A 20,964-nucleotide genomic window follows, 5' to 3' on the forward strand; every position below is an offset into this window, starting at 1 on the left:
ATAGCCCGAACGCCGTCATACATGAAAACGGCCGGCTCGCGCAGGCGAGCCGGCCGTCGACACATTACCGCATTACTGCTGCGGGTGCGTCGTCTCGGCTGGGGCGCCTTCGTTCAGCAACGCCTTGGCCGACAAACGCACACGGCCCTTCTCGTCCGTCTGGATGACCTTGACCTTCACGATCTGGCCTTCCTTCAGATAGTCGTTGATGTCCTTCACGCGCTCGTTGACGATTTCCGAGATGTGCAGCAGACCGTCCTTGCCCGGCAGGATGTTCACGATCGCGCCGAAATCCAGCAGCTTCAGCACCGGACCTTCGTAGATCTGGCCGACTTCCACTTCAGCCGTGATGTTCTCGATGCGCTTCTTCGCCTCGGCCATGCCTTCGGAACTCGTGCTTGCGATCGTCACCACGCCGTCGTCGGAAATATCGATCGTCGTGTTGGTTTCTTCCGTCAGCGCGCGGATCACCGAACCGCCCTTGCCGATCACGTCGCGGATCTTTTCCGGGTTGATCTTCAGCGTGATCATGCGCGGCGCGAACTCGGACAGTTCCGTGTTCGTGCCCGGCACGGCGCTGGTCATCTTGCCGAGGATGTGCATGCGGCCTTCCTTCGCTTGCGCGAGCGCGACCTGCATGATTTCCTTCGTGATGCCCTGGATCTTGATGTCCATCTGCAGCGCGGTTACGCCTTGCGCCGTGCCGGCCACCTTGAAGTCCATGTCGCCGAGGTGATCTTCGTCGCCGAGGATGTCGGTCAGAACCGCGAACTTGTTGCCTTCGAGAATCAGGCCCATTGCGATGCCCGCGACGTGCGCCTTCATCGGCACGCCGGCGTCCATCAGCGCGAGGCAGCCGCCGCAGACCGAAGCCATCGACGACGAACCGTTCGATTCCGTGATTTCCGACACGACGCGGATCGAGTAGCCGAATTCGTCGGCGCTCGGCAGACACGGGACCAGCGCGCGCTTCGCCAGGCGGCCGTGGCCGATTTCGCGGCGCTTCGGCGAACCGACGCGGCCGGTTTCGCCGGTCGCGAACGGGGGCATGTTGTAGTGGAGCATGAAGCGCTCGCGGTACTCGCCTTCGAGGGCGTCGATGTTCTGCTCATCGCCCTTCGTGCCGAGCGTGGCGACGACCAGCGCTTGCGTCTCGCCGCGCGTGAAAAGCGCCGAGCCGTGCGTGCGCGGCAGCACGCCAGTGCGGATTTCGATCGGACGCACCGTGCGCGTGTCGCGGCCGTCGATACGCGGTTCGCCGTTCAGGATCTGCGTACGGACGATCTTCGCTTCGATGTCGAACAGAACGTTGCCGACGGTGGCCGCATCCGCTGCCGCCGTGCCCGATGCCGCCGCTTCTTCGGCCAGCTTCGCGGACGTCGCTGCGAAGACTTCCTTCAGCTTGGCCGAACGCGCTTGCTTGTTGCGCAGCTGGTAAGCCGCTTCGAGTTCCGGCTTGGCGATTTCGGTCACGCGCGCAATCAGCGCTTCGTTCTTCGGCGCCGGCTGCCAGTCCCATTCCGGCTTGCCGCCGTCGCGCACGAGTTCGTGGATCGCGTCGATCGCGGTTTGCATCTGGTCATGACCGTACACGACCGCGCCGAGCATCACTTCTTCCGAAAGCTGCTGCGCTTCGGATTCGACCATCAGCACCGCGCGCTCCGTGCCCGCGACGACCAGATCCAGCGCCGATTCCTTCATCTGCGCGCGCGTCGGGTTGAGCACGTATTCGTTGTTGATGTACGCGACGCGTGCAGCGCCGACCGGGCCGTTGAACGGCAGGCCGGAAACGGCCAGCGCTGCGGACGCGCCGATCAGCGCGGGAATGTCCGCCGGAACTTCCGGGTTCAGCGACAGGACGTGAATCACGACCTGCACTTCGTTATAGAAGCCTTCCGGGAACAGCGGACGCAGCGGACGGTCGATCAGGCGCGAGATGAGCGTCTCGCCTTCCGACGGACGGCCTTCGCGGCGGAAGAAGCCGCCGGGGATCTTGCCGGCCGCATAGGTCTTTTCGAGGTAATCGACGGTCAGCGGGAAGAAGTCCTGACCCGGCTTGGCCGTCTTCGCGCCGACGACCGTGGCCAGAACCACGGTGTCTTCCACGTCGACGACGACCGCGCCGCTCGCCTGACGCGCGATTTCACCCGTTTCGAGGCGGACGTTGTGTTGTCCCCACTTAAATTCTTTAACGATTTTATTGAACATTGCGACTCCTTCTAGGTTGCGCCGCGCCTTCGATCGAGCGCATGAGGCTACCGAGCGGCGCTGGGCTGGGACGGTCCCGCGCCACGCTTGAGAGGTGTGTTTATGCCATTCCAGCGCGACGCGCGTTCGCGCCGCCGTGCCGCGCTGGAATGACACAAAGCTCTGCCGCGAGGCTGGACCGTGCATCGGACCGGATGACTCATCCGGGTAAAACTGAAATTGCTGACTTCAACAACACGTGCCGACCATACAAACTTCGATCAGGCACCACTTCGCGAGCGGATCGCGCAAAAACAAAATGCCTGTATCAGCGAACTGACACAGGCACTTCGTTAGAACGCTGGCCGCGAAGCCACGTTATGGGCCAATTACTTGCGCAGACCCAGCTTTTCGATCAGCGAGCGATAACGGTCCGCATCCTTGCCCTTCAGGTAGTCGAGCAGCTTGCGACGGCGGCTCACCATGCGCAGCAGACCGCGGCGGCTGTGGTGGTCCTTCGTGTGGGCCTTGAAGTGGACGGTCAGTTCGTTGATGCGGCTCGTGAGCAGTGCAACTTGCACTTCGGGGGAGCCGGTGTCGTTGGCGCCGCGCGCGTACTCAGCGACGACGTCGGATTTCTTGACTTCTGCTACGGACATTTGCTTTTCCTTTGAAACAGACAGGCGGTCACGGAAGAAAGGCCGTGCCGTGGTTTGCTTCGACGGACTCGGCCTGAGCCCGTCTCCTTTCATCTCTAGCTTTACGCCAAAAACGAAGCGCAGAGTATAGCACAGGGCACGGCCGGCACGCGACCGCCCCTGGGCTTAGCGCGACGGCCGCGCCATCTTGCAGGTCGTCGCCTGCGCGGTGGCTTGAGCCGGCACGGCAAGCAGCGTGCGAAAGCCGTATCCCGAACCTTCGTTGTCGAACTGCACGCCCGGCGCGCCGGCCTTGTCCATCTCCATCACGTAAAGGGGCTGAATCAGTTGATGATCGGCGGCGCGCATCGTCGACCGATGGAAGCCCCCGCCGTCGGACCGCATGCCTTCGAGCGCACGCGCCACGGCGAGCGGATCGGCGCTGCCGGCGCGCGTCATGGCGGCGGCGAGCATGTCGATCATCATCGGCATGCGCAGCACGAGGTAATCGTCCGATGCGGCCGGAAAGCGCGCGCGGAACGCCCGGTAGTACGCGTCCGATTCCGCGCCGCCCGCGTTCGGATGCCAGTCCGCGACGGCGACCACGCGCTTCACGCCGGCATCGCCGAGCGCGGCCGGCGCGCCCAGACTATTGCCGTAGAAGGTGTAGAACTTCGTGTTCAGCCCTTGCTCGCGCGCGGCCTTGACCAGCAGCGTCAGATCGTTGCCCCAGTTGCCGGTGATGATCGCATCCGCCCCGCTCGCGCGAATCTTCGCGATATACGGCGCGAAGTCCTTCACGCGTCCGATCGGATGAAACTCGTCGCCCGCGATCGCGACGTCGGGCCGCTTTTCCTGCAATGCGCGCCGCGCCTCGCGGCTCACGTCGTGACCGAAGCTGTAGTCCTGATTCAGCAAATAGACTTTCTTCACGGCGTGGTCGCGCGCCAGCGCATCGGCGAGCGCGTCCATGCGCATGCCGGCATGGGCATCGAAACGGAAATGCCAGAAACTGCACGCGTCGTTGGTGAGCGCGGGATCGTCGGCGGAATAATTGAGGAACAGCACGCGGCGATCAGGCTCGCGTGCATTCTGCTTGTCGATTGCGGCGACGAGCGCCGCCGCTACCGCGGAACTGTTGCCCTGCATGACGAAGCCGATTTTCTCGTCGATCGCAGCGCGCAATTGCACGAGACTGGCTTCGCTGCTGCCCTTGCCGTCGAGCACGACAAGTTGCAGCGGATGCATGCCGTCGGCGAGCTTCACGCCGCCTTGCGCATTCACGCGCTCCACGCCGAAGCGCAGATTGCGCTCGACCGCCGCGCCCGCGTTCGCGAACGGGCCGGACATGCCTTCGATCATCGCGAGCTTGACCGGCGGCAGATCGGCGGCGCTGGCCTGAACGCATATGGACGCGACGCACGCGAGCAGCCATCGCAATTTTTTCGGGGGATGAACGCTTGCCATCGATCCTTCCGGGAGAGAAGAAGCGCGGATCATAGGCCGGGCTGTGGGCGCGACGCAAGAGCGCATGCATCTTGCGCCGCGTGTCAGAATCACGGAAAACGACGAACGATTCCCGCCTCTGCGCGGGAACAAGCACGTGGAGGCTGCAATGCTGCAATCATTCATCCGTCTGCGCGGCGCGCTGGCATGCGCGGGGGCCGCGCTTCTGCTGTCGGCTTGCGCGCAACCGTGGCAGAACTATCAGCCGGGCGCGGATGCATCGACGATTACCGCGCGCCTCGGCCCGCCGCGCGAAGTCTATGACTTGCCCAACGGCGGCAAGCGCCTGATGTGGCCGACGCAGCCGCTCGGCGAATTCACCACCGCCGCTGATGTCGATGCGTCGGGCAGGATCGTCAGCGTGCGGCAAGTGCTCGACGAGAACGAGTTCTATAAAGCGCAGATCGGCACGTGGACGAAGGACGACGTCCTCGTGAACTTCGGCCGGCCGGTCGAAACGTCGTACTTTCCGCTGATGAAGCGGGAGGTATGGACGTACCGCTATATGGAAGCGAACTTCTGGTATCTGATGTACAGCTTCTATTTCGACGATCAGGGCGTCCTGCGCACGACGCAGAAATCGCCCGATCCGCTGCACGATCCCGACCGGCGCAGTCTCTTCTGACGCAGCCCAAACGCAACGAAGCCCTCGCTCGGAGGGCTTCGTTGTTCAGGCGGGCCGCTCGCGAATCAAAGCTGCGGATTGAGCTTTTCGACCTTCGAATGCAGCTTGTTCAGCGCCGCGATATACGCCTTCGCCGATGCCGCGACGATATCCGGATCGGTGCCCACGCCATTCACGATGCGCCCGCTCTTCGACAGACGCACCGTCACTTCGCCCTGCGCCTGCGTGCCGGTCGTGATCGCGTTGACCGAATACAGCACGAGTTCCGCACCACTATCCACCTTCGATTCGATCGCGTGCAGCGTCGCATCGACGGGACCGTTGCCGCGCGCTTCGCCCGTGACTTCCGCGCCTTCCACCGCGAACACGACGCTCGCTTGCGGCTGCTCGCCGGTCTCCGAGTGCTGCTTCATCGAGACGAAGCGGAAATGCTCCTTGGCCTGCGCTTCCGCCGATTCTTCGGACACGATCTGCATGATGTCTTCGTCGAAGATTTCGGCCTTGCGGTCGGCGAGATCCTTGAAGCGGGCGAACGCGGCGTTGACGTCGGCTTCGGATTGCAGCGACACGCCCAACTCCTCGAGCCGCTGCTTGAACGCGTTACGGCCGGACAGCTTGCCGAGCACGATCTTGTTCGCGCTCCAGCCCACGTCTTCCGCGCGCATGATTTCGTAGGTGTCGCGCGCCTTGAGCACGCCGTCCTGGTGGATGCCCGACGCATGCGCGAACGCGTTCGCGCCGACCACCGCCTTGTTCGGCTGCACGACGAAACCCGTAATCTGCGACACGAGCTTCGAGGTCGGGACGATCTGCGTCGTATCGATGCCGACATCCAGGCCGTAATAATCCTTGCGTGTCTTCACCGCCATCACGATTTCTTCGAGCGACGTATTGCCGGCGCGCTCGCCCAAGCCGTTGATCGTGCATTCCACCTGACGCGCGCCGCCGATCTGCACGCCCGCGAGCGAGTTCGCCACGGCCATGCCGAGGTCGTCGTGGCAGTGCACGGAGAAGACTGCCTTGTCCGAATTCGGGATGCGCTCGCGCAGCGTCTTGACGAGGTTGCCGTACAGCTCGGGCACGCCGTAGCCGACCGTATCCGCGATATTGATCGTGCGCGCGCCTTCGGCAATGACGGCTTCCAGCACGCGGCACAGGAAGTCGATGTCCGAGCGGCTGCCGTCTTCCGGCGAGAACTCGACGTCGTCGGTGAACTTGCGCGCGAAGCGGACGGCGAGCCGCGCCTGCTCATAAACCTGCTCCGGCGTCATGCGCAGCTTCTTTTCCATGTGCAGCGGCGACGTCGCGATGAACGTGTGGATGCGGAACTGGTTCGCGGGCTTGAGCGCATCGGCGGCGCGCTGAATGTCTTTGTCGTTGGCGCGGGCGAGCGAGCAGACCGTGCTGTCCTTCACGAGTGAGGCGATGGTGTTGATCGCGTCGAAATCGCCGTTCGAACTCGCCGCGAAGCCCGCTTCGATCACATCAACTTTCATGCGCTCGAGCTGCTTGGCGATGCGAATCTTCTCCTCCTTCGTCATCGAAGCGCCGGGGGACTGCTCGCCGTCGCGCAAGGTCGTATCGAAGATGATCAACTTGTCTGCTGCCATTTTGGGCTCCTGTGGGGAGATTTATCGATTGTTGGGAATATCGAGATGAAACGACAAAACGGAATCCGGGTGTTCGCGCCACCGCTGGCGTCGAAAACCTTGAACGAGCAGACGGGAGGCGAGAAGAATCAGCGCGCGAGCGGCGCTAGTAGCGATAGCGCGCGTAGCAGCGCACCAGCCGGAGAAAACGAGAGGGGGAACGAAGAAAAGTTCATTCGAAAACTATAACGGCTTTTGGATACGCGTGCAATGAGGCTTTCCGATGGGATTCATAGCCGGGACATTTGCTTTCTCGAGCGGGGCCATAAAACAAAAAAGCCTGCGTTCGCGACGAAGCAGGCTTTTCGTTGACTGTCATAAGACAGCGACCGGTCGATCAGTAGCCGCCGAGCGTCGCGCTTACGCGCTGACGCAATTCGCTGCCGTCGCCGATCTGGGCATTCTCGATACGGCGCGCACCCTGGAAACGCTGTTCCCAGTAGCCGCTTTCCATGTCGTCGACGCGAATCGTGCTGCCGGTGGACGGCGAATGCACGAACTTGTTGTCGCCGATATAGATGCCAACGTGCGAGAACGACCGGCGCATCGTATTGAAGAACACGAGATCGCCCGGCTTCAGATCCGACACGCGGACCTTCTCGCCCACACGGCTCATTTCTTCCGCGCGGCGCGGCAGCGTCATGCCGAGCGTGTCCTGAAACACGTAGCGCACGAAGCCGCTGCAATCGAGGCCGGAGTCCGGCGTATTGCCGCCCCAGCGATAACGCACGCCGATCATGTTGAGCGCGCCGACGACTACGTCGCCCGCTTTGCTCGCCATGCCAGAAAGGAAAGACTTCGCGCCGCCGGGAGTGCTCGTGGTGTCGAGCGTGGCTGCATCGGTGGGCTTCGAAGTGAGATTGCCGTTGCCGGCATTTTGGCTGTAACTGTTGACTTCGTCGGCAAACGCGCCCGAAGTTGTTGTCATCAGAAGGCCGATCAACATGCCAGCGGCAGCGCGCGCGCATGTCTGAGTCAGTGTGAGTGGCTGCATCGGTCGGTAGGTTTTACAATTAAAGACTGAAAAATCAGTGAGATATGCGAAAGTTTGAACGCATACTAGCCACAAAGTATTTAACTGTCAAAAGAAATAGAAAAATACAATGGACGCGGACACGCAATTGACGAAAAAGAAAGATTTTTAGGAATTAAGGGCAGCCGCCAGCAGCTTTCGTGTGTATTCGTCCGACGGATTCGCAAAAATCTTCTCCACGTCCCCGGCTTCGACGACATTTCCATCTCGCATCACCGCGACCCGGTGCGCCATCGCGCCGATCACCTGCAAGTCGTGGCTGATGAAGACGTAACCCAAATTGTGCTTTCTTTGAATATCGGCAAGAAGCGCCAGAACTTGAGTCTGGATTGAGACATCGAGCGCGCTGGTCGGTTCGTCGAGAATCAAAATACTCGGCTCGAGCACGAGTGCGCGTGCAATCGCGATGCGTTGCCGCTGGCCGCCCGAGAACTCGTGCGGATAGCGCGTGAGCGCGGTGCGATCCAGCCCGACCTCACGCAATACGGCGATGACCTTGGCGCGCCGTGCATCTGCGTTGAGTTCCGGCCGGTGCAGCGCCAGCCCTTCCCCGACGATCCGCTCCACCGTCTGCCGTGGCGAAAGCGAACTGAACGGGTCCTGAAACACCACTTGCAGGTTTGAGCGCAGCACCGTTTTTTCGCGTCCGCGAAAATCCTGCAGCGCCTTTCCCTGGAACTCGACGCTGCCGTGCGAGATGCGTTGCAGGCCGAGCAGCGCCATCGCGAGCGTGGACTTCCCCGATCCCGATTCCCCGACGATCCCGAGCGTTTCCCCTTGCCGGACCGAGAGCGTGACGTCATCGACCGCCTTGAAGCGGCCACGCCCGAACCAGCCGGCAAAGCCCGGCAGCCGCGTCGGATATTCCACGCGGACGTCTTTCGCATCGAGCAGCACGGGCGCGATCGGCAGCACCGGCAGCACGCTGCGCTTCGGCCGGCTCTGCAAGAGGCGCTGCGTATAGGGATGCTGCGGCGCCTCGAAGATGGCATCGACCGTGCCGCTTTCGACGAGCACGCCCTTCTCCATCACCGCGACGCGCTGTGCAAACCGCCGCACGAGATTCAAATCGTGCGTGATGAGCAGCACCGCCATGCCGCGCTTGGCAGCCTCGTCGCGCTGCAGCTCGAGCAGCAGTTCGACGATCTGCGCGCGGATCGTCACGTCGAGCGCGGTCGTCGGCTCGTCGGCGAGCAGGAGGCGCGGCCTGCACGCGAGCGCCATCGCGATCATCACGCGCTGCCGCTGTCCGCCCGAGAGCTGATGCGGATAGCTGTCGACGCGTCGCTCCGGCTCGGTGATGCCGGTGCGCGCCAGCAGCGCGATAGCCCGCTCGCGCGCCTCGCGCGGACTTGCGCCGTCATGGAGCTGGATGGTTTCGCTGATCTGATCGCCCACCGTGTAGAGCGGGTTCAGCGCGGTCATCGGCTCCTGAAAGATCATCGCGATATCGGAGCCGCGCAGGCCGCGCATCGCGTGCTCGCTTTTCGTGAGCAACTCCTCTCCGGCGAAGCGGACAGAGCCGCTGACTTCCGCATCGCGGATGAGCCGCAGGATCGACAGCGCCGTCACGCTCTTGCCCGAACCGGATTCGCCGACGAGCGCCACGCGCTCACCGGGCCGAATGTCGAGACTCACGCCGTCGACTGCCATGGTGTCGCCAAAGCGCACGCGCAGATCGTCGATGGACAGCAACGGTTCGCTCACTGCCCGCCTCCCGCTTTCACCGCATCCGCGATGCGTGTGTCGAGCGCGTTGCGCAGGGCGTCGCCCATGAACGTGAGCAGCAGCAGCGTCGCGACGAGCACGCCGAAGGTCGACAGCGAAATCCACCACGCATCCAGATTCGCTTTGCCCTGCGCGAGCAGTTCGCCGAGCGAAGGCGTCGGCGACGGCACGCCGAGGCCAAGAAAATCGAGGCTCGTGAGCGCGAGAATCGCCCCGCTCATCCGGAACGGCAGGAACGTGATGACCGGCGTCAGGCTATTGGGCAGCACGTGTCGCCAGATGATCTGCCAGTTAGACAGGCCCATCGCGCGGGCGGCGCGCACGTAGTCCTGCGTGCGATTGCGCAAAAACTCCGCGCGCACGTAGTCCGATAGCCCGATCCACCCGAACAGCGACAGCAGCACGATGAGCAGCACGAGACTCGGCTCGAAAATCGACGCGAAGATGATCAGCAGATAAAGCTCCGGCAACGCGCTCCAGATCTCGATCAATCGCTGCCCGACGATATCCGTCCTGCCCCCGAAGAAGCCCTGCACCGCGCCCGCCACCACGCCCAGCACCGTGCCGATGGCCGTCAGCACCAGCGCGAACAGCACCGACACGCGAAAGCCGTAAAGGAGCCGCGCGAACACGTCGCGGCCGCGATCATCGGTGCCGAGCCAGTTTTCACGCGAAGGCGGCGCGGGGTTCGAGCCCTTCGAGAAGTAATTGAGCGTGTCGTAGTAATAGTGATTCGGCGGATACACCGCAAAGTTGCCGGGCGCGCTGAAGCGGTCGCGCACGAAGGGATCGAGATAATCGGCCGGCGTCGGGAAGTCGCCACCGAAGGTGGTTTCCGGATAGGTCTTCGCGAGCGGGAAGTACAACTGCCCCTGATAGCGCACGACGAGCGGCTTGTCGTTCGACCACAGCGGTCCGGCGAGACTGATGACGAACGCCGCAACGAAGAGCACGAGGCTCCAGTAGCCCAGCCGGTTCTGCCGGAAGCGCAGCCACACGCGCCGTCCGGGCGTGATCGATACTTCGCTCGAAAGCGGCTGGCCGTCGCTGGCGGTCGCGGCGCGGCGCGACGATGCGGCTCGATTCAAAGTCAGCGCTCCAGTTGCTTGAATTGAATGCGCGGATCGACCCAGACGTAGCAGAGGTCCGAGATGAGCTTCGTCGCGAGCCCGATCAGCGTGAAGAGATAGAGCGTGCCGAGCACGACGGGATAATCGCGCCGCACGACGGATTCGTACGAAAGCAGCCCGAGGCCGTCGAGCGAAAACAGCGTTTCGATCAGCAGGCTGCCCGTGAAGAACGCGCCGATGAATGCCGCCGGAAAACCGACGATCAGCGGCAGCAGCGCGTTGCGAAACACGTGCTTCCACAGCACGCGCCGCTCCGACAAGCCTTTGGCGCGCGCGGTCAACACGTACTGCTTGCGGATTTCATCGAGGAAGGCGTTCTTCGTGAGCATCGTGACGATGGCGAAACTGCCGACCACCGACGCCACCACCGGCAAGGTGATGTGCCACAGATAATCGACGATCTTCCCGCCGAGCGAGAGCGTCGCCCAGTTATCCGAAGTCAGATTGCGCAGCGGAAACAGTTGCAGGAACGTGCCGCCGCCGAACAGCACGAGCAGCAGCACGCCGAGGACGAAGCCTGGAATCGCGAAGCCGATCAGCACGATGAGGCTCGTCGCGACATCGAAGCGCGAGCCGTTTCTCACCGCTTTCGCGATGCCGAGCGGCACCGATATCAGATAGGTGATGAAGAACGTCCATAAGCCGATGCTGATCGACACCGGCAGCTTCGACACGATGAGCGACCACACGCTCTGATGCCGGAAGTAGCTTTCGCCGAGATCGAAGCGCGCGAACTTGCCGAGCATCGACAGGTAACGTTCGAGCGGCGGCTTGTCGAAGCCGTACAGCGCCTTCAGTTGTGCAATCTGTTGCGCATCGACGCCGGTATGCGCGCGCATGCCGAAGCCCCCGCCCCCGCCACCGCCCTCCGCATTGCCGCGCCGCAAATCATGCACGGCCTGCTCGACCGGCCCGCCCGGCACAAACTGGATCACAACGAACGTGAGCGTGAGCACGCCGATGAGCGTCGGGATCATCAACAGAATGCGCTTTGCGATGTAGCTCCACATGCTCTTCGTCCTCTACTTGGCCGCGCTGCTGGCGCTAGCGGGCTGCTTCCACCACGTCGACAGCACCCACTCGTCCGCCGCGTAATACAGCGGCAGCGTCGACGGATACCCGAGCGTATTGCGATACGCAACGCGGTGCGTCGCCGAGTACCAGTGCGGCACCACATAGTAGCCGTGCATCAGCACGCGATCGAGCGCATGCGTCGCGTCGACGAGCTGCTCGCGCGTCTGCGCACCGACGACCTTTTGCAGGATCGCATCGATGGCCGGCGACTTCACGCCCGCGAGATTGTCGGAGCCTTGTTCGTCCGCATGCTTGCTCGCGAAACGCGAGACCTGCTCGGTGCCCGGCACCTGCACGTCGGGCAGACGCACGCTCGTCATGTCGAAATCGAACGCGTCGAGGCGCTTCTGAATCAGCGCGTAATCGACGGTGCGGAAATTCATCGTGATGCCGAGCTTTTGCAGATTGCGGCCGAACGCGGCGGCGACCGGCTCCATCGACGCCCCGCCGCCCGTATCGTCCAGTATCTCGAAGACGAACGGCTGGCCCGTTGCGTTACGCAGCGCGCCATCGCGATACGTCCATCCCGCCTGCGCCAGCAACTCGCGCGCCTTAATGAGGTTCGCCCGCAACGAGCCGGGCGGATCGGTGTCCGGTTGCTTCGGCATCTCGCCGAAGACGGCCGGATCGAGCTTCTTGCGCAGCGGTTCGAGGATCGCGAGTTCGCCTTCGCCCGGCGTGCCCTTCGCCTGCAGATCGGTATTCACGAAGAAGCTGTCGGTCCGCTTGTACTGATTGAAGAACAACTGGCGATTGAGCCATTCGAAGTCGAGCGCGAGATCGAGCGCCTGACGCACGCGGACGTCCTTGAAAAGCGGCCGCCGCAGGTTCATGAAGAAGCCTTGCATGCCGGTGCCGTTGTGATGCGGAAACTCGCGCTTGATCAGTTCGCCGCTATCGAAGCGCTTGCCGATATCTCTGCGCACCCAGCTTCGCGCGACGTTTTCGACGAGCACGTCGTATTCGCCCGCCTTGAATGCTTCGAGCCGCGCGGTCGCATCGGAATAAAGCTTGTAATCGATGCGCGCAAAGTTGTGCGTGCCGACGCGCACCGGCAGCGACGCGCCCCAATAGTTCGGGTCGCGCTTATAGGTGATCGTGCGGCCGTTGTCGAACCTGTCGATCAGATAGTCGCCGCTCCCGATCGGCTTCTCGAACGCGAGTTGATCGAATGGAATGCGCGTGCCGTCCGGGCGCAGGCCCCATTTGCGCGAGAACACCGGAATCCCGCCGGCGAGCAGCGGCATTTCGCGCGTCGCGACCTTGAATTCGAAGCGGATCGTCAGCCGGTCGACGACGACCGCGCGCGCAATCTGCCCGAAGTACACCGAAAACTGCGGCGCGGCTTTCGGACTCTTGAGCGTTTCGAACGAGAACTTGACGTCTTCCGCGGTGACCGCATCGCCATTGGTGAAGCGCGCCTTCGGATTGATGTGGAAGGTCGTCGAAAGACCATCGGGCGCGACGGCGATATCGTCGGCAAGGAGGCAATAGGCGCTCGCGACTTCGTCGGAACTGCCTGTCGTCAGGCTTTCGAACATCAGTCCGAGGCCGGGCGCGGGATTGCCGCGCAGCGTGAACGGATTGAACTTGTCGAAGCTCGTGAGGCGGTTGGGATTCGCGAGCACCAGCGTGCCGTCGCGGGGCGCGTCGGGATTGACGTAATCGAAGTGCTTGAAACCGGACGGATATTTGGGATCGCCGTATTGAGCGATGGCATGCGCCGCGTGCGCCCGACCGCCCGGATGCCAGGCGATCCACGCCGCCAGCGCGAGCGCCATGCACTTGCTCCAGACGGGCGATGATGCGATCGGCTTGGCGGACGTCGTCAGCCCGGTCATACGTTCCTTGCGAAATCGGTGGAGGCCCCGGCGCGATGAAAACGCGGCGGGTGAGGCCGTGAAGATGGCTCCAAGAAAGCCGGACCGCAGTGTCGATGTGAGAGAATTCTACCCAATCAAAACGCCGTCGGGTTCGGGCGCATGGCAGGCGTGAGCACGATGCTTGCCCGCCCCTCGGACCGATGCGCTCAGCACCCTGCGCGAAGCACGCACAACGCGGCCGCAATCGAGCCGCGCCGCGCGCCTCGCGTGACATTGACATTCAAGGAGCATTCATGGGCTTTCTCGCTGGAAAACGAATTCTGCTGACCGGCTTGCTGTCGAACCGCTCGATCGCTTATGGCATCGCGGAAGCCTGCAAGCGTGAAGGCGCGGAACTGGCGTTCACGTATGTCGGCGAGCGATTCAAGGACCGCATCACCGAATTCGCAACGGAGTTCGGCAGCGACATGGTCTATCCGTGCGACGTCGCTAGCGACGAGGAAATCGACGCCCTCTTCGCGTCGCTGAAGGAACGCTGGGGCACGCTCGACGGCCTCGTGCATTCCATCGGCTTCGCGCCGCGCGAGGCGATCGCAGGAAATTTCCTCGACGGCATGACGCGGGAGAACTTCCGCATCGCCCACGACATCTCCGCGTACAGCTTCCCGGCACTGGCCAAGGCGGCGCAATCGATGTTGTCGGACAGCGCGTCCCTGCTCACGTTGAGCTATCTCGGCGCGGAACGCGCGATTCCGAACTACAACACGATGGGCCTCGCCAAGGCGTCGCTCGAGGCGAGCGTGCGCTACCTGGCGGCATCGCTCGGCGAAAAGGGTGTGCGCGTGAACGGCATCTCGGCCGGCCCGATCAAGACGCTCGCTGCGAGCGGTATCAAGGGCTTCGGCAAGATTCTCGACTTCGTCGAAGATAACGCGCCGCTCAAGCGCAACGTGACGATCGAGCAAGTCGGCAATGTCGCGGCGTTCCTGCTGTCGGATCTGGCGGGCGGTGTGAGCGCGGAGATCGTTCACGTCGATTCCGGCTTCCACGCGGTCGTCGGCGGGATGGCGGGCATCGGCGAGTAAGTTTTTTTCTACGCCACCGCTAAAACAAAAGGGCTGCTTTCCTGGCGAGAGCGGCCCTTTTGCCCTTCAGGCGATGGCGTTAAGGGCCGTCGCTCAGTGGTGTCCGTGGCCGTTGCCATGCCCGTTGCCGTGACCATGACCGTGTTTGTCATGCCCCCTGCCGTGACCGTGATGCCGCTCCCAGTCGCCGCGATTCCAGTAGCGCCGGCCGTCCCAGTACCGGTCGTCGTGCCATCCGATGAACAGAGGCGGCGCTGCCTGATAGACAACGGGCGGCGGAGGCGGCGCATAGACCGGCGTCGGCACGACGTACACCGGCGCGGGCGTGCCGATATTGACCCCCACGTGGACATCCGCCGCTTGTGCCGTGCTGACGGCGGCGCTCGCGACGATACTGAGTGCGGCTGCGAGGATGCGCCCCGTAAGTATGGCTTTCATGGATAGGGACCTCGTTATTGGTGTTGGCGTACAGGAAATATAACGAAAGGCTTTCGAGCGGATATTTCAGCTTTGTAAGTTCTTTCGTGTTCTGACGTTACGTCAGAGGAAAGCTTACCTTTTGTTACATTCTGTCGCCACAGCCAACGGTCGCGCGCACGGCATTGACTACGCCGGAGAAAGAAAAAACCACCCGCGGGTGGTTTTTTTGTCATCGTATCGCGGGGATCAATGCCAGCCGTGATGCCCGTGATTCTCATGCCCGTAAGCATGGCCACGACCGTTGTGCCGATACCAGTCATCGCGATCCCAGTAACGACGTCCGTCGTAATAACGATCGCCATGCCAGCCGATGACGATGGCCGGCTGCGCGTAGATCGGCGCGGGAGGCGGCGCATAAACGACGGGCGGCGGAGGCGGCGCGTACATGGGCGCGGGCGCGACGTACACAGGCGCCGGAATCCCGATGTTCACGCCTACGGAAACTCCCGCCATCGCCGCACCGGACGACATCAGACCGCCGATGACCAGCGCGTAAGCGACGGAAGCCTTCGATACCTTGTTCATGTGAAGCCTTACCTCGATGGGTGTTGGTTGTGTCGAGTGGACTATATCGAAGAACGGCGCGAGCAGTGTTCGACTTGGTAACGTCCTATTACCGAGTCAGAATCTTGCGAAAATGTAAGATAACGCTGAAGTATCGCGTTTCTCATACGGCGCGCTAATGCGATTCCGCCGTGGCTCATCGATTTCACTTCCCGTGTGCGACTGATTCACGTTCGCTGCTGGCTTCGCATCGCTTTCGGCCAGCAAAATCGGAATTGTCGGATAGCTTACGGCACGACTCCCATTGAGCATTGCGCCCGTCCGCGACGTTTGCGGATTGACAACCACAACAGCTCACAACATAGGGCAGACCATGAAATTCACCCGTCTGGCATTGACCGCAAGCGCAGTTGCATGCGCCGTTTTCACGCTCGCATCGTGCAGCAGCGTGGCCAATATGAATCCCGACACGCTTCTTCAGTCGGGCCAACTGGCCACCTCCGCGCTCACGCTGAGCGACAGCGATGTCCGCGGTCTCTCCGACAAGTCCTGCGCGCAAATGGACGCTGAGAACAAAATCGCGCCGGCATCGAGCCAGTACACGCAGCGCCTGAACCACATTTCGAAGCAACTCGGCGACAACATCAACGGCGTGCCGGTCAACTACAAGGTGTACATGACGAAGGACGTCAATGCGTGGGCGATGGCCAATGGCTGCGTGCGCGTATATAGCGGCCTGATGGACCTGATGAACGACGACGAAGTGCGCGGCGTCGTGGGCCACGAGATGGGTCACGTGGCGCTCGGCCATACGAAGAAGGCGATGCAGGTCGCCTACGCGACGTCGGCGGCGCGCTCGGTGGCGTCGGCGGCGGGCGGCGCGGTCGCGAGCCTGTCGGCTTCGCAACTCGGCGATCTGTCGGAGAAGTTCGTCAATGCGCAGTTCTCGCAGTCGCAGGAAAGCGCCGCGGACGACTACTCGTTCGATCAGCAGAAGAAGAAGGGTTACAACCCGGCCGGTCTGGTGACGGCGTTCCAGAAGCTGGCGGCGCTGGATGGCGGCAAGTCGAGCATGCTGAGCTCGCACCCGTCGTCGCCTTCGCGTGCGAAACACATCGAAGAGCGCATTGCTTCGGGCAAGTAAGCGAGTATCGACCGGCGGCAGCGTTGCCGCCGGTGACGCGCGTCGCGGGCGGCAACGCTCGCGACGCAAGACGTCGGCAATTAGAAGAAGTAATGCACGCCGACAGTCAGGCTATCGTTGCGACGATGCCCCTGATCGTAGCTCGCGGTATCGCCCGTGTACTCGCCGGCCACGCTCCAGTTCTTGTGGAACTTGTACTCGACGCCCGCGCCGTAATGCAGGCGCGTGTCGGGCCACGTGCCCGTGAAACCGATGCGCGCATACGGCATGATGTTCTGCTGAAGCGGCATACCGAACTTGGCGTCGATGCCCGCGTCCTTCTTGGTGGTCGAGCCGCCGTGGAAATCAGCGAAGCCTTCCACGCCGATCACGAAGCGTTCGACATCGAAGTTATATCCGGCCGTGATGCCGGGGAAGAACGTCGTGTGCGTGTCGGTTTGATAGTGGCGGCCGGTTGCATCCGACCAGTTGAGCCCGAGCTTAGCGCCCGCGTACGGGCCAGCGAATTCGCTTGCTTGTGCGGTCACCGCTCCCAGCGCCAGGATAATGAGCGGCGCGACGAATTTTCTTAAACTTGCCATGATGTTTGGAACCTCGTTGTTGCTCGGTGCATCGGTCTTGCCTGCCGTTGCGTTTGATTGCTGAAGAAACAGCAACGCGCGAGGTTAGGTTCCAACAGTTCACTTCGGAAGCGGATTTGTCTTAAAGCGGGCTGACGGGAACGAGGCGGTAACAAAAAGGCGCAGAGTCGGCGGTTGGGGAAGTGCTCGTCTTGCGGAATGAGCGTGTGACTTTAGAGTGCGTGCGCCGTTTGCAATTACTTAGTACGACAGAATAGATATTGCGCGGAATCGTCCGCTTCCGGTTCAATCGCGAGCGGGTCGCGACGCTACGACATGCGCAGCCGCACGAACATTCCGTCAGTACGGCAAACCATCGGCAGACGCGCAGAGGTGATGCGCCTTGCGTCCTGGCGGTAATCGTCGCCCCGACCTGCCGAAAGCCATGCCGCCATTGCCGCGTTGGCTACTGAGGTTGCGAATGAATCGCCCAAACAAAAAGCCCCGCAAGGCGCAAACCTTGCGGGGCTTTTCTTCCTACCACTGGCGGAGACGGAGGGATTCGAACCCTCGATCCAGTTTTTAGCCAGATGCTCCCTTAGCAGGGGAGTGCCTTCGACCTCTCGGCCACGTCTCCCAAACTTTTCGTCGCACCGGGAGTGCAGTGCAACGAGATCGAGATAATAGCGTGTTCCCCGGCAGTGGTCAAATTCACATGACGATTTTTTCCAATGGATCGACCGCGAATGTTCCCGCCGCCAACCACCGGAGCAAACGCCCGCGCTTCTTACGCGCGATCCAGCTCGAATGCCTTGTGCAGCGCGCGCACCGCCAGCTCGGTGTATTTTTCGTCGATCAGCACCGAGATCTTGATTTCAGAAGTCGAGATCATCTGGATGTTGATGCCCTCTTCCGACAGCGTGCGGAACATCGTGCTCGCGATGCCCACGTGCGAACGCATGCCGACGCCCACCACCGACACCTTCGACACCTTCGGGTCGCCCAGCACCGTCTCCGCCTGCACGTGGCCCTTGACCTGACCGTTCAGGATTTCGAGTGCGCGCTGATAGTCGCCGCGGCCGACCGTGAACGTGAAGTCGGTCTTGCCGTTCACGCTCTGGTTCTGGATGATCATGTCGATGTCGATGTTCGCATCGGCCACCGGCCCGAGAATCTGATACGCGACGCCCGGCTTGTCGGGCACGCCCATGACCGCGATGCGCGCTTCGTCGCGCTGGAACGCGATGCCAGAAATCACTGCTTTTTCCATGTTCTTGTCTTCTTCAAAAGTAATCAGGGTGCCCGAGTGCATCTCTTCCTCGAGCGCCATCAGCGGGTCGGTCAGGCTGGAAAGCACACGCGTCTTCACCTGATACTTGCCGGCGAATTCCACCGAGCGGATTTGCAGGACCTTTGAGCCGAGACTCGCCATCTCCAGCATCTCTTCGAAGGTCACGCGGTCGAGCCGGCGCGCATCGTCGACGACGCGCGGGTCGGTCGTATACACGCCGTCGACGTCCGTGTAGATGAGGCATTCGTCGGCCTTCAGCGCCGCCGCGATCGCGACCGCCGACGTGTCCGAGCCGCCCCGTCCGAGGGTCGCGATGTGGCCTTCCGGATCGACGCCCTGGAAGCCCGTGATGACCACGACCTTGCCCGCGTCGAGATCGTTGAGCACGCGCTCACCGTCGATTTCACTGATGCGCGCCTTGGTGAACGCGCTGTCCGTCTTGATCGGCACTTGCCAGCCGGCATAACTCACGGCGTCGAGACCTTCGGCGTGCAGCGCGATGGCCAGAAGGCCGACGCTGACCTGCTCGCCCGTGGAGGCAATCATGTCGAGTTCGCGCGGGTCCGGGTTCGCCGTGATGTCTTTTGCGAGGCCGAGCAAGCGATTCGTTTCGCCGGACATCGCCGACGGCACGACGACCATCTTGTGGCCGGCCTTGTGCCATTTGGCGACGCGCTTGGCGACGTTCTTGATGCGCTCGACCGAGCCCATCGAAGTGCCGCCGTATTTGTGTACGATGAGTGCCATTGTCGTTTTGAACAGAAGGGAAACACGCGCTGACGCGCTCAATGCAAGGTGCTGTGCGTTGCTCGACCGCTTCGGGGATGGATGAAGCCAGCAACGATACGCGGGATGCGCCGCATGCCCGCCTTGCGGTCAGAACTCACGCAAGTGTGCTCAAGAGGTGCGTCAAGGGCGCGCGTTTGCAGGCGAAATTCGCGTCTTTTGAACGGAGATGCTGCGCAAAGCGCGTGGCGGGCAAGCGAGCTACGGTACCCGATCGAGGCCGAAATTACAAGATTGCACGCTTGCGAAGGTCATTTTACCGGCTCGCGCGCAACGTCGCCGCTTCAGGCCAGCAGCAGGTCCGGCCGCCACACGATGCGGCGTAACGGAGCGTTCGCGCTGTCCGGTCCGACCTCCGGCGCGACTTCACGATTCACGCCGATGCACGGCACGAACAGCAGCGCATCGCGGATGAAGAGCAACGGGACATCGCGTTTCCACGCCGGCACCCCGCGCTCCTGAAACAGGTTCTTGAGCGTGCGGCTCGGCGCATCGGCCGCGAGGCGCATCCGCTCGCCGCCCGCCCGCGAACGCGCGACCAGCGGCGCCGCGCGCAGCAAACCTTCCGCGATCACATCGGCGCCGGGCGCATCGACGGGCTCGAACACGAACGATCCCCGCCAGTGCGGCAAGCGCCAGACCTCATCGCCTTGCCAGCGCAACTCGCCGGGCGCTCGCGCGATGGCCGCGCCCTGATCGAGATCGGGCGCATCGGCGCTATCGCCCTGCTCCCAGAACAACGCATTGCGATACACCCGCAGGCACTGCCCCGCATGATCGACGCGCAATGCGTGACCATCGCGCGCCCGCGCCGCGTGCCGAAGCTGGCGCAGCATATCCGCGCTGCGCGCCGTCGATGCCGCCGGCAAGCCGCACACGCGCATCCAGTGACGCAGCAGATTGATCGCGCGCTCGTCGTCGAATGCGAGCAGCGCATCGAGCGCGAGCGCGCCCTCTTCGTCGCCGCGCGCCGTATCGACGTCCATGCGCGCGAGGTCATCCAGCAGCCGCTGCGCCGAAGCCGCATGCGACGCCGTGCGCGCGAGCGCATCGCGAAAGCCGGGGAAATGCACGGCGAGCACCGGCAGCACGTCATGCCGCAGCGCGTTGCGCGCATAGCGGGTGTCGGCGTTGGATTCGTCGTCGATCCAGGTGAGATCGCGCTCGTGCGCGTATTGCTCCAGTTGCGCACGCAAGAGCCGCAACAGCGGGCGCAGGCGCGGCGTCGCGCCATCGAGACGCTGCGGGGCCATCGCGGCGAGACCCGCGACGCCCGCGCCGCGCAACAACTGCAGCAGCACCGTCTCGGCCTGATCGTCGGCGTGATGCGCAATCAGCAGCGCCGACGCGCCCGCTTCATCGCACATGTCGTCGAGCGCGCGGTAACGCGCATCGCGGGCGGCGGCTTCGAGGCTCTCGCCGCCCGAACGCATCACCTCGACGTGGCGCGACGCATGGCGCACATCGAGCGACGCAGCGAAGGCGGCGCAATGTGCGGCCCACGCATCGGCGTTCGGGCTCAGGCCGTGATGAACGTGCAGCGCCACGACGCGCGCCGCGCCGAAACAGCGCACTGCGGCATCGACGAGAACGGTGGAATCGAGACCGCCGCTCAGCGCGACGGCGAGCCGCGCATCGGAGGGCAGCGCGGCATCCGACACCGCAGCGCGCACCGCCTCGAGAACGAGGCGGCCGGCCGGGGTGTCGGTATCGGAGATCAC

Annotated in this window: 17 protein-coding genes and 1 tRNA gene; 3 read left to right on the forward strand and 15 right to left on the reverse strand. The window is 62.9% G+C overall.

Features of this window, described 5'->3' with window-relative positions; all coding sequences use genetic code 11:
- Positions 1-72 precede the first annotated feature (72 nt).
- The 3 genes from pnp to BG57_RS00200 all read right to left on the reverse strand — a co-directional run bounded on the left by pnp (position 73) and on the right by BG57_RS00200 (position 4,292).
- Positions 73-2,208, reverse strand: a complete 2,136-nt coding sequence (gene pnp, locus BG57_RS00190) for a polyribonucleotide nucleotidyltransferase (protein WP_035959393.1) — start codon at positions 2,206-2,208, stop codon at positions 73-75.
- Positions 2,209-2,576: 368 nt separating this feature from the next.
- Entirely contained in the window at positions 2,577-2,846 is a 270-nt protein-coding gene (rpsO, locus tag BG57_RS00195; RefSeq protein WP_035959394.1) for a 30S ribosomal protein S15, read from the reverse strand.
- 165 nt (positions 2,847-3,011) lie between these two features.
- Entirely contained in the window at positions 3,012-4,292 is a 1,281-nt protein-coding gene (locus BG57_RS00200; RefSeq protein WP_081850797.1) for a branched-chain amino acid ABC transporter substrate-binding protein, read from the reverse strand.
- A gap of 148 nt (positions 4,293-4,440) precedes the next feature.
- On the opposite strand from BG57_RS00200, the gene BG57_RS00205 reads away from it, so the two are divergent.
- The gene (locus BG57_RS00205; RefSeq protein WP_035959818.1) at positions 4,441-4,956 is read left to right on the forward strand and encodes a hypothetical protein; all 516 of its coding nucleotides are present in this window, start codon (positions 4,441-4,443) and stop codon (positions 4,954-4,956) included.
- Between the two features lie 65 nt (positions 4,957-5,021).
- Here BG57_RS00205 and BG57_RS00210 read toward each other — a convergent pair whose 3' ends face one another.
- The 6 genes from BG57_RS00210 to BG57_RS00235 form a co-directional block, all read right to left on the reverse strand.
- Entirely contained in the window at positions 5,022-6,566 is a 1,545-nt protein-coding gene (locus tag BG57_RS00210; protein ID WP_035959395.1) for a 2-isopropylmalate synthase, read from the reverse strand.
- A 376-nt stretch (positions 6,567-6,942) separates the two neighbouring features.
- Entirely contained in the window at positions 6,943-7,599 is a 657-nt protein-coding gene (locus BG57_RS00215; RefSeq protein ID WP_035959397.1) for a C40 family peptidase, read from the reverse strand.
- A gap of 147 nt (positions 7,600-7,746) precedes the next feature.
- Positions 7,747-9,291, reverse strand: coding sequence for an ABC transporter ATP-binding protein (locus tag BG57_RS00220; protein WP_229753899.1), 1,545 nt, complete (start codon positions 9,289-9,291; stop codon positions 7,747-7,749).
- A 50-nt stretch (positions 9,292-9,341) separates the two neighbouring features.
- Positions 9,342-10,454: an ABC transporter permease gene (locus tag BG57_RS00225; protein ID WP_035959400.1), complete on the reverse strand. Its 1,113-nt coding sequence runs from the start codon at positions 10,452-10,454 to the stop codon at positions 9,342-9,344.
- 2 nt (positions 10,455-10,456) lie between these two features.
- Positions 10,457-11,506 (reverse strand): microcin C ABC transporter permease YejB, encoded by a 1,050-nt coding sequence (locus BG57_RS00230; protein WP_035959401.1) that lies wholly within the window; start codon positions 11,504-11,506, stop codon positions 10,457-10,459.
- 12 nt (positions 11,507-11,518) lie between these two features.
- Positions 11,519-13,351 (reverse strand): extracellular solute-binding protein, encoded by a 1,833-nt coding sequence (locus BG57_RS00235; protein WP_035959819.1) that lies wholly within the window; start codon positions 13,349-13,351, stop codon positions 11,519-11,521.
- Positions 13,352-13,686: 335 nt separating this feature from the next.
- Here BG57_RS00235 and fabI point away from each other — a divergent pair, with 335 nt between their 5' ends.
- Positions 13,687-14,478 (forward strand): enoyl-ACP reductase FabI, encoded by a 792-nt coding sequence (gene fabI / locus BG57_RS00240; protein WP_035959402.1) that lies wholly within the window; start codon positions 13,687-13,689, stop codon positions 14,476-14,478.
- 93 nt (positions 14,479-14,571) lie between these two features.
- Here the strand turns inward: fabI and BG57_RS00245 are convergent, their stop codons facing one another.
- Positions 14,572-14,916 (reverse strand): hypothetical protein, encoded by a 345-nt coding sequence (locus BG57_RS00245; RefSeq protein WP_035959403.1) that lies wholly within the window; start codon positions 14,914-14,916, stop codon positions 14,572-14,574.
- Positions 14,917-15,144: 228 nt separating this feature from the next.
- Positions 15,145-15,483, reverse strand: a complete 339-nt coding sequence (locus BG57_RS00250; protein WP_035959404.1) for a hypothetical protein — start codon at positions 15,481-15,483, stop codon at positions 15,145-15,147.
- Positions 15,484-15,835: 352 nt separating this feature from the next.
- On the opposite strand from BG57_RS00250, the gene loiP reads away from it, so the two are divergent.
- Positions 15,836-16,606 carry a metalloprotease LoiP gene (gene loiP / locus BG57_RS00255; RefSeq protein WP_035959405.1) on the forward strand — a complete coding sequence of 257 codons (771 nt, stop codon included), beginning with the start codon at positions 15,836-15,838 and terminating at the stop codon, positions 16,604-16,606.
- Between the two features lie 80 nt (positions 16,607-16,686).
- Here the strand turns inward: loiP and BG57_RS00260 are convergent, their stop codons facing one another.
- The 4 genes from BG57_RS00260 to tilS all read right to left on the reverse strand — a co-directional run bounded on the left by BG57_RS00260 (position 16,687) and on the right by tilS (position 20,964).
- On the reverse strand, positions 16,687-17,187 hold the full coding sequence (locus BG57_RS00260; protein ID WP_035959820.1) for a porin family protein: 501 nt from the start codon (positions 17,185-17,187) through the stop codon (positions 16,687-16,689).
- 523 nt (positions 17,188-17,710) lie between these two features.
- Positions 17,711-17,803, reverse strand: a tRNA-Ser gene (locus BG57_RS00265).
- Positions 17,804-17,953: 150 nt separating this feature from the next.
- A complete protein-coding gene (locus BG57_RS00270; protein WP_035959406.1) occupies positions 17,954-19,204 on the reverse strand; it encodes an aspartate kinase in 1,251 nt (416 codons plus the stop codon).
- 323 nt (positions 19,205-19,527) lie between these two features.
- Entirely contained in the window at positions 19,528-20,964 is a 1,437-nt protein-coding gene (tilS, locus tag BG57_RS00275) for a tRNA lysidine(34) synthetase TilS (protein WP_035959408.1), read from the reverse strand.

It is taken from the genome of Caballeronia grimmiae (assembly GCF_000698555.1).
GTDB classification, from domain to species: domain Bacteria; phylum Pseudomonadota; class Gammaproteobacteria; order Burkholderiales; family Burkholderiaceae; genus Caballeronia; species Caballeronia grimmiae.

Coding starts and splice junctions, on each gene's coding strand:
- pnp (WP_035959393.1), bottom strand. CDS start 2,208: ATGTTCAATAAAATCGTTAAAGAATTTAAGTGGGGACAACACAACGTC.
- rpsO (WP_035959394.1), bottom strand. CDS start 2,846: ATGTCCGTAGCAGAAGTCAAGAAATCCGACGTCGTCGCTGAGTACGCG.
- BG57_RS00200 (WP_081850797.1), bottom strand. CDS start 4,292: ATGGCAAGCGTTCATCCCCCGAAAAAATTGCGATGGCTGCTCGCGTGC.
- BG57_RS00205 (WP_035959818.1), top strand. CDS start 4,441: ATGCTGCAATCATTCATCCGTCTGCGCGGCGCGCTGGCATGCGCGGGG.
- BG57_RS00210 (WP_035959395.1), bottom strand. CDS start 6,566: ATGGCAGCAGACAAGTTGATCATCTTCGATACGACCTTGCGCGACGGC.
- BG57_RS00215 (WP_035959397.1), bottom strand. CDS start 7,599: ATGCAGCCACTCACACTGACTCAGACATGCGCGCGCGCTGCCGCTGGC.
- BG57_RS00220 (WP_229753899.1), bottom strand. CDS start 9,291: ATGGCAGTCGACGGCGTGAGTCTCGACATTCGGCCCGGTGAGCGCGTG.
- BG57_RS00230 (WP_035959401.1), bottom strand. CDS start 11,506: ATGTGGAGCTACATCGCAAAGCGCATTCTGTTGATGATCCCGACGCTC.
- BG57_RS00235 (WP_035959819.1), bottom strand. CDS start 13,351: ATGGCGCTCGCGCTGGCGGCGTGGATCGCCTGGCATCCGGGCGGTCGG.
- fabI (WP_035959402.1), top strand. CDS start 13,687: ATGGGCTTTCTCGCTGGAAAACGAATTCTGCTGACCGGCTTGCTGTCG.
- BG57_RS00245 (WP_035959403.1), bottom strand. CDS start 14,916: ATGAAAGCCATACTTACGGGGCGCATCCTCGCAGCCGCACTCAGTATC.
- BG57_RS00250 (WP_035959404.1), bottom strand. CDS start 15,483: ATGAACAAGGTATCGAAGGCTTCCGTCGCTTACGCGCTGGTCATCGGC.
- loiP (WP_035959405.1), top strand. CDS start 15,836: ATGAAATTCACCCGTCTGGCATTGACCGCAAGCGCAGTTGCATGCGCC.
- BG57_RS00260 (WP_035959820.1), bottom strand. CDS start 17,187: ATGGCAAGTTTAAGAAAATTCGTCGCGCCGCTCATTATCCTGGCGCTG.
- BG57_RS00270 (WP_035959406.1), bottom strand. CDS start 19,204: ATGGCACTCATCGTACACAAATACGGCGGCACTTCGATGGGCTCGGTC.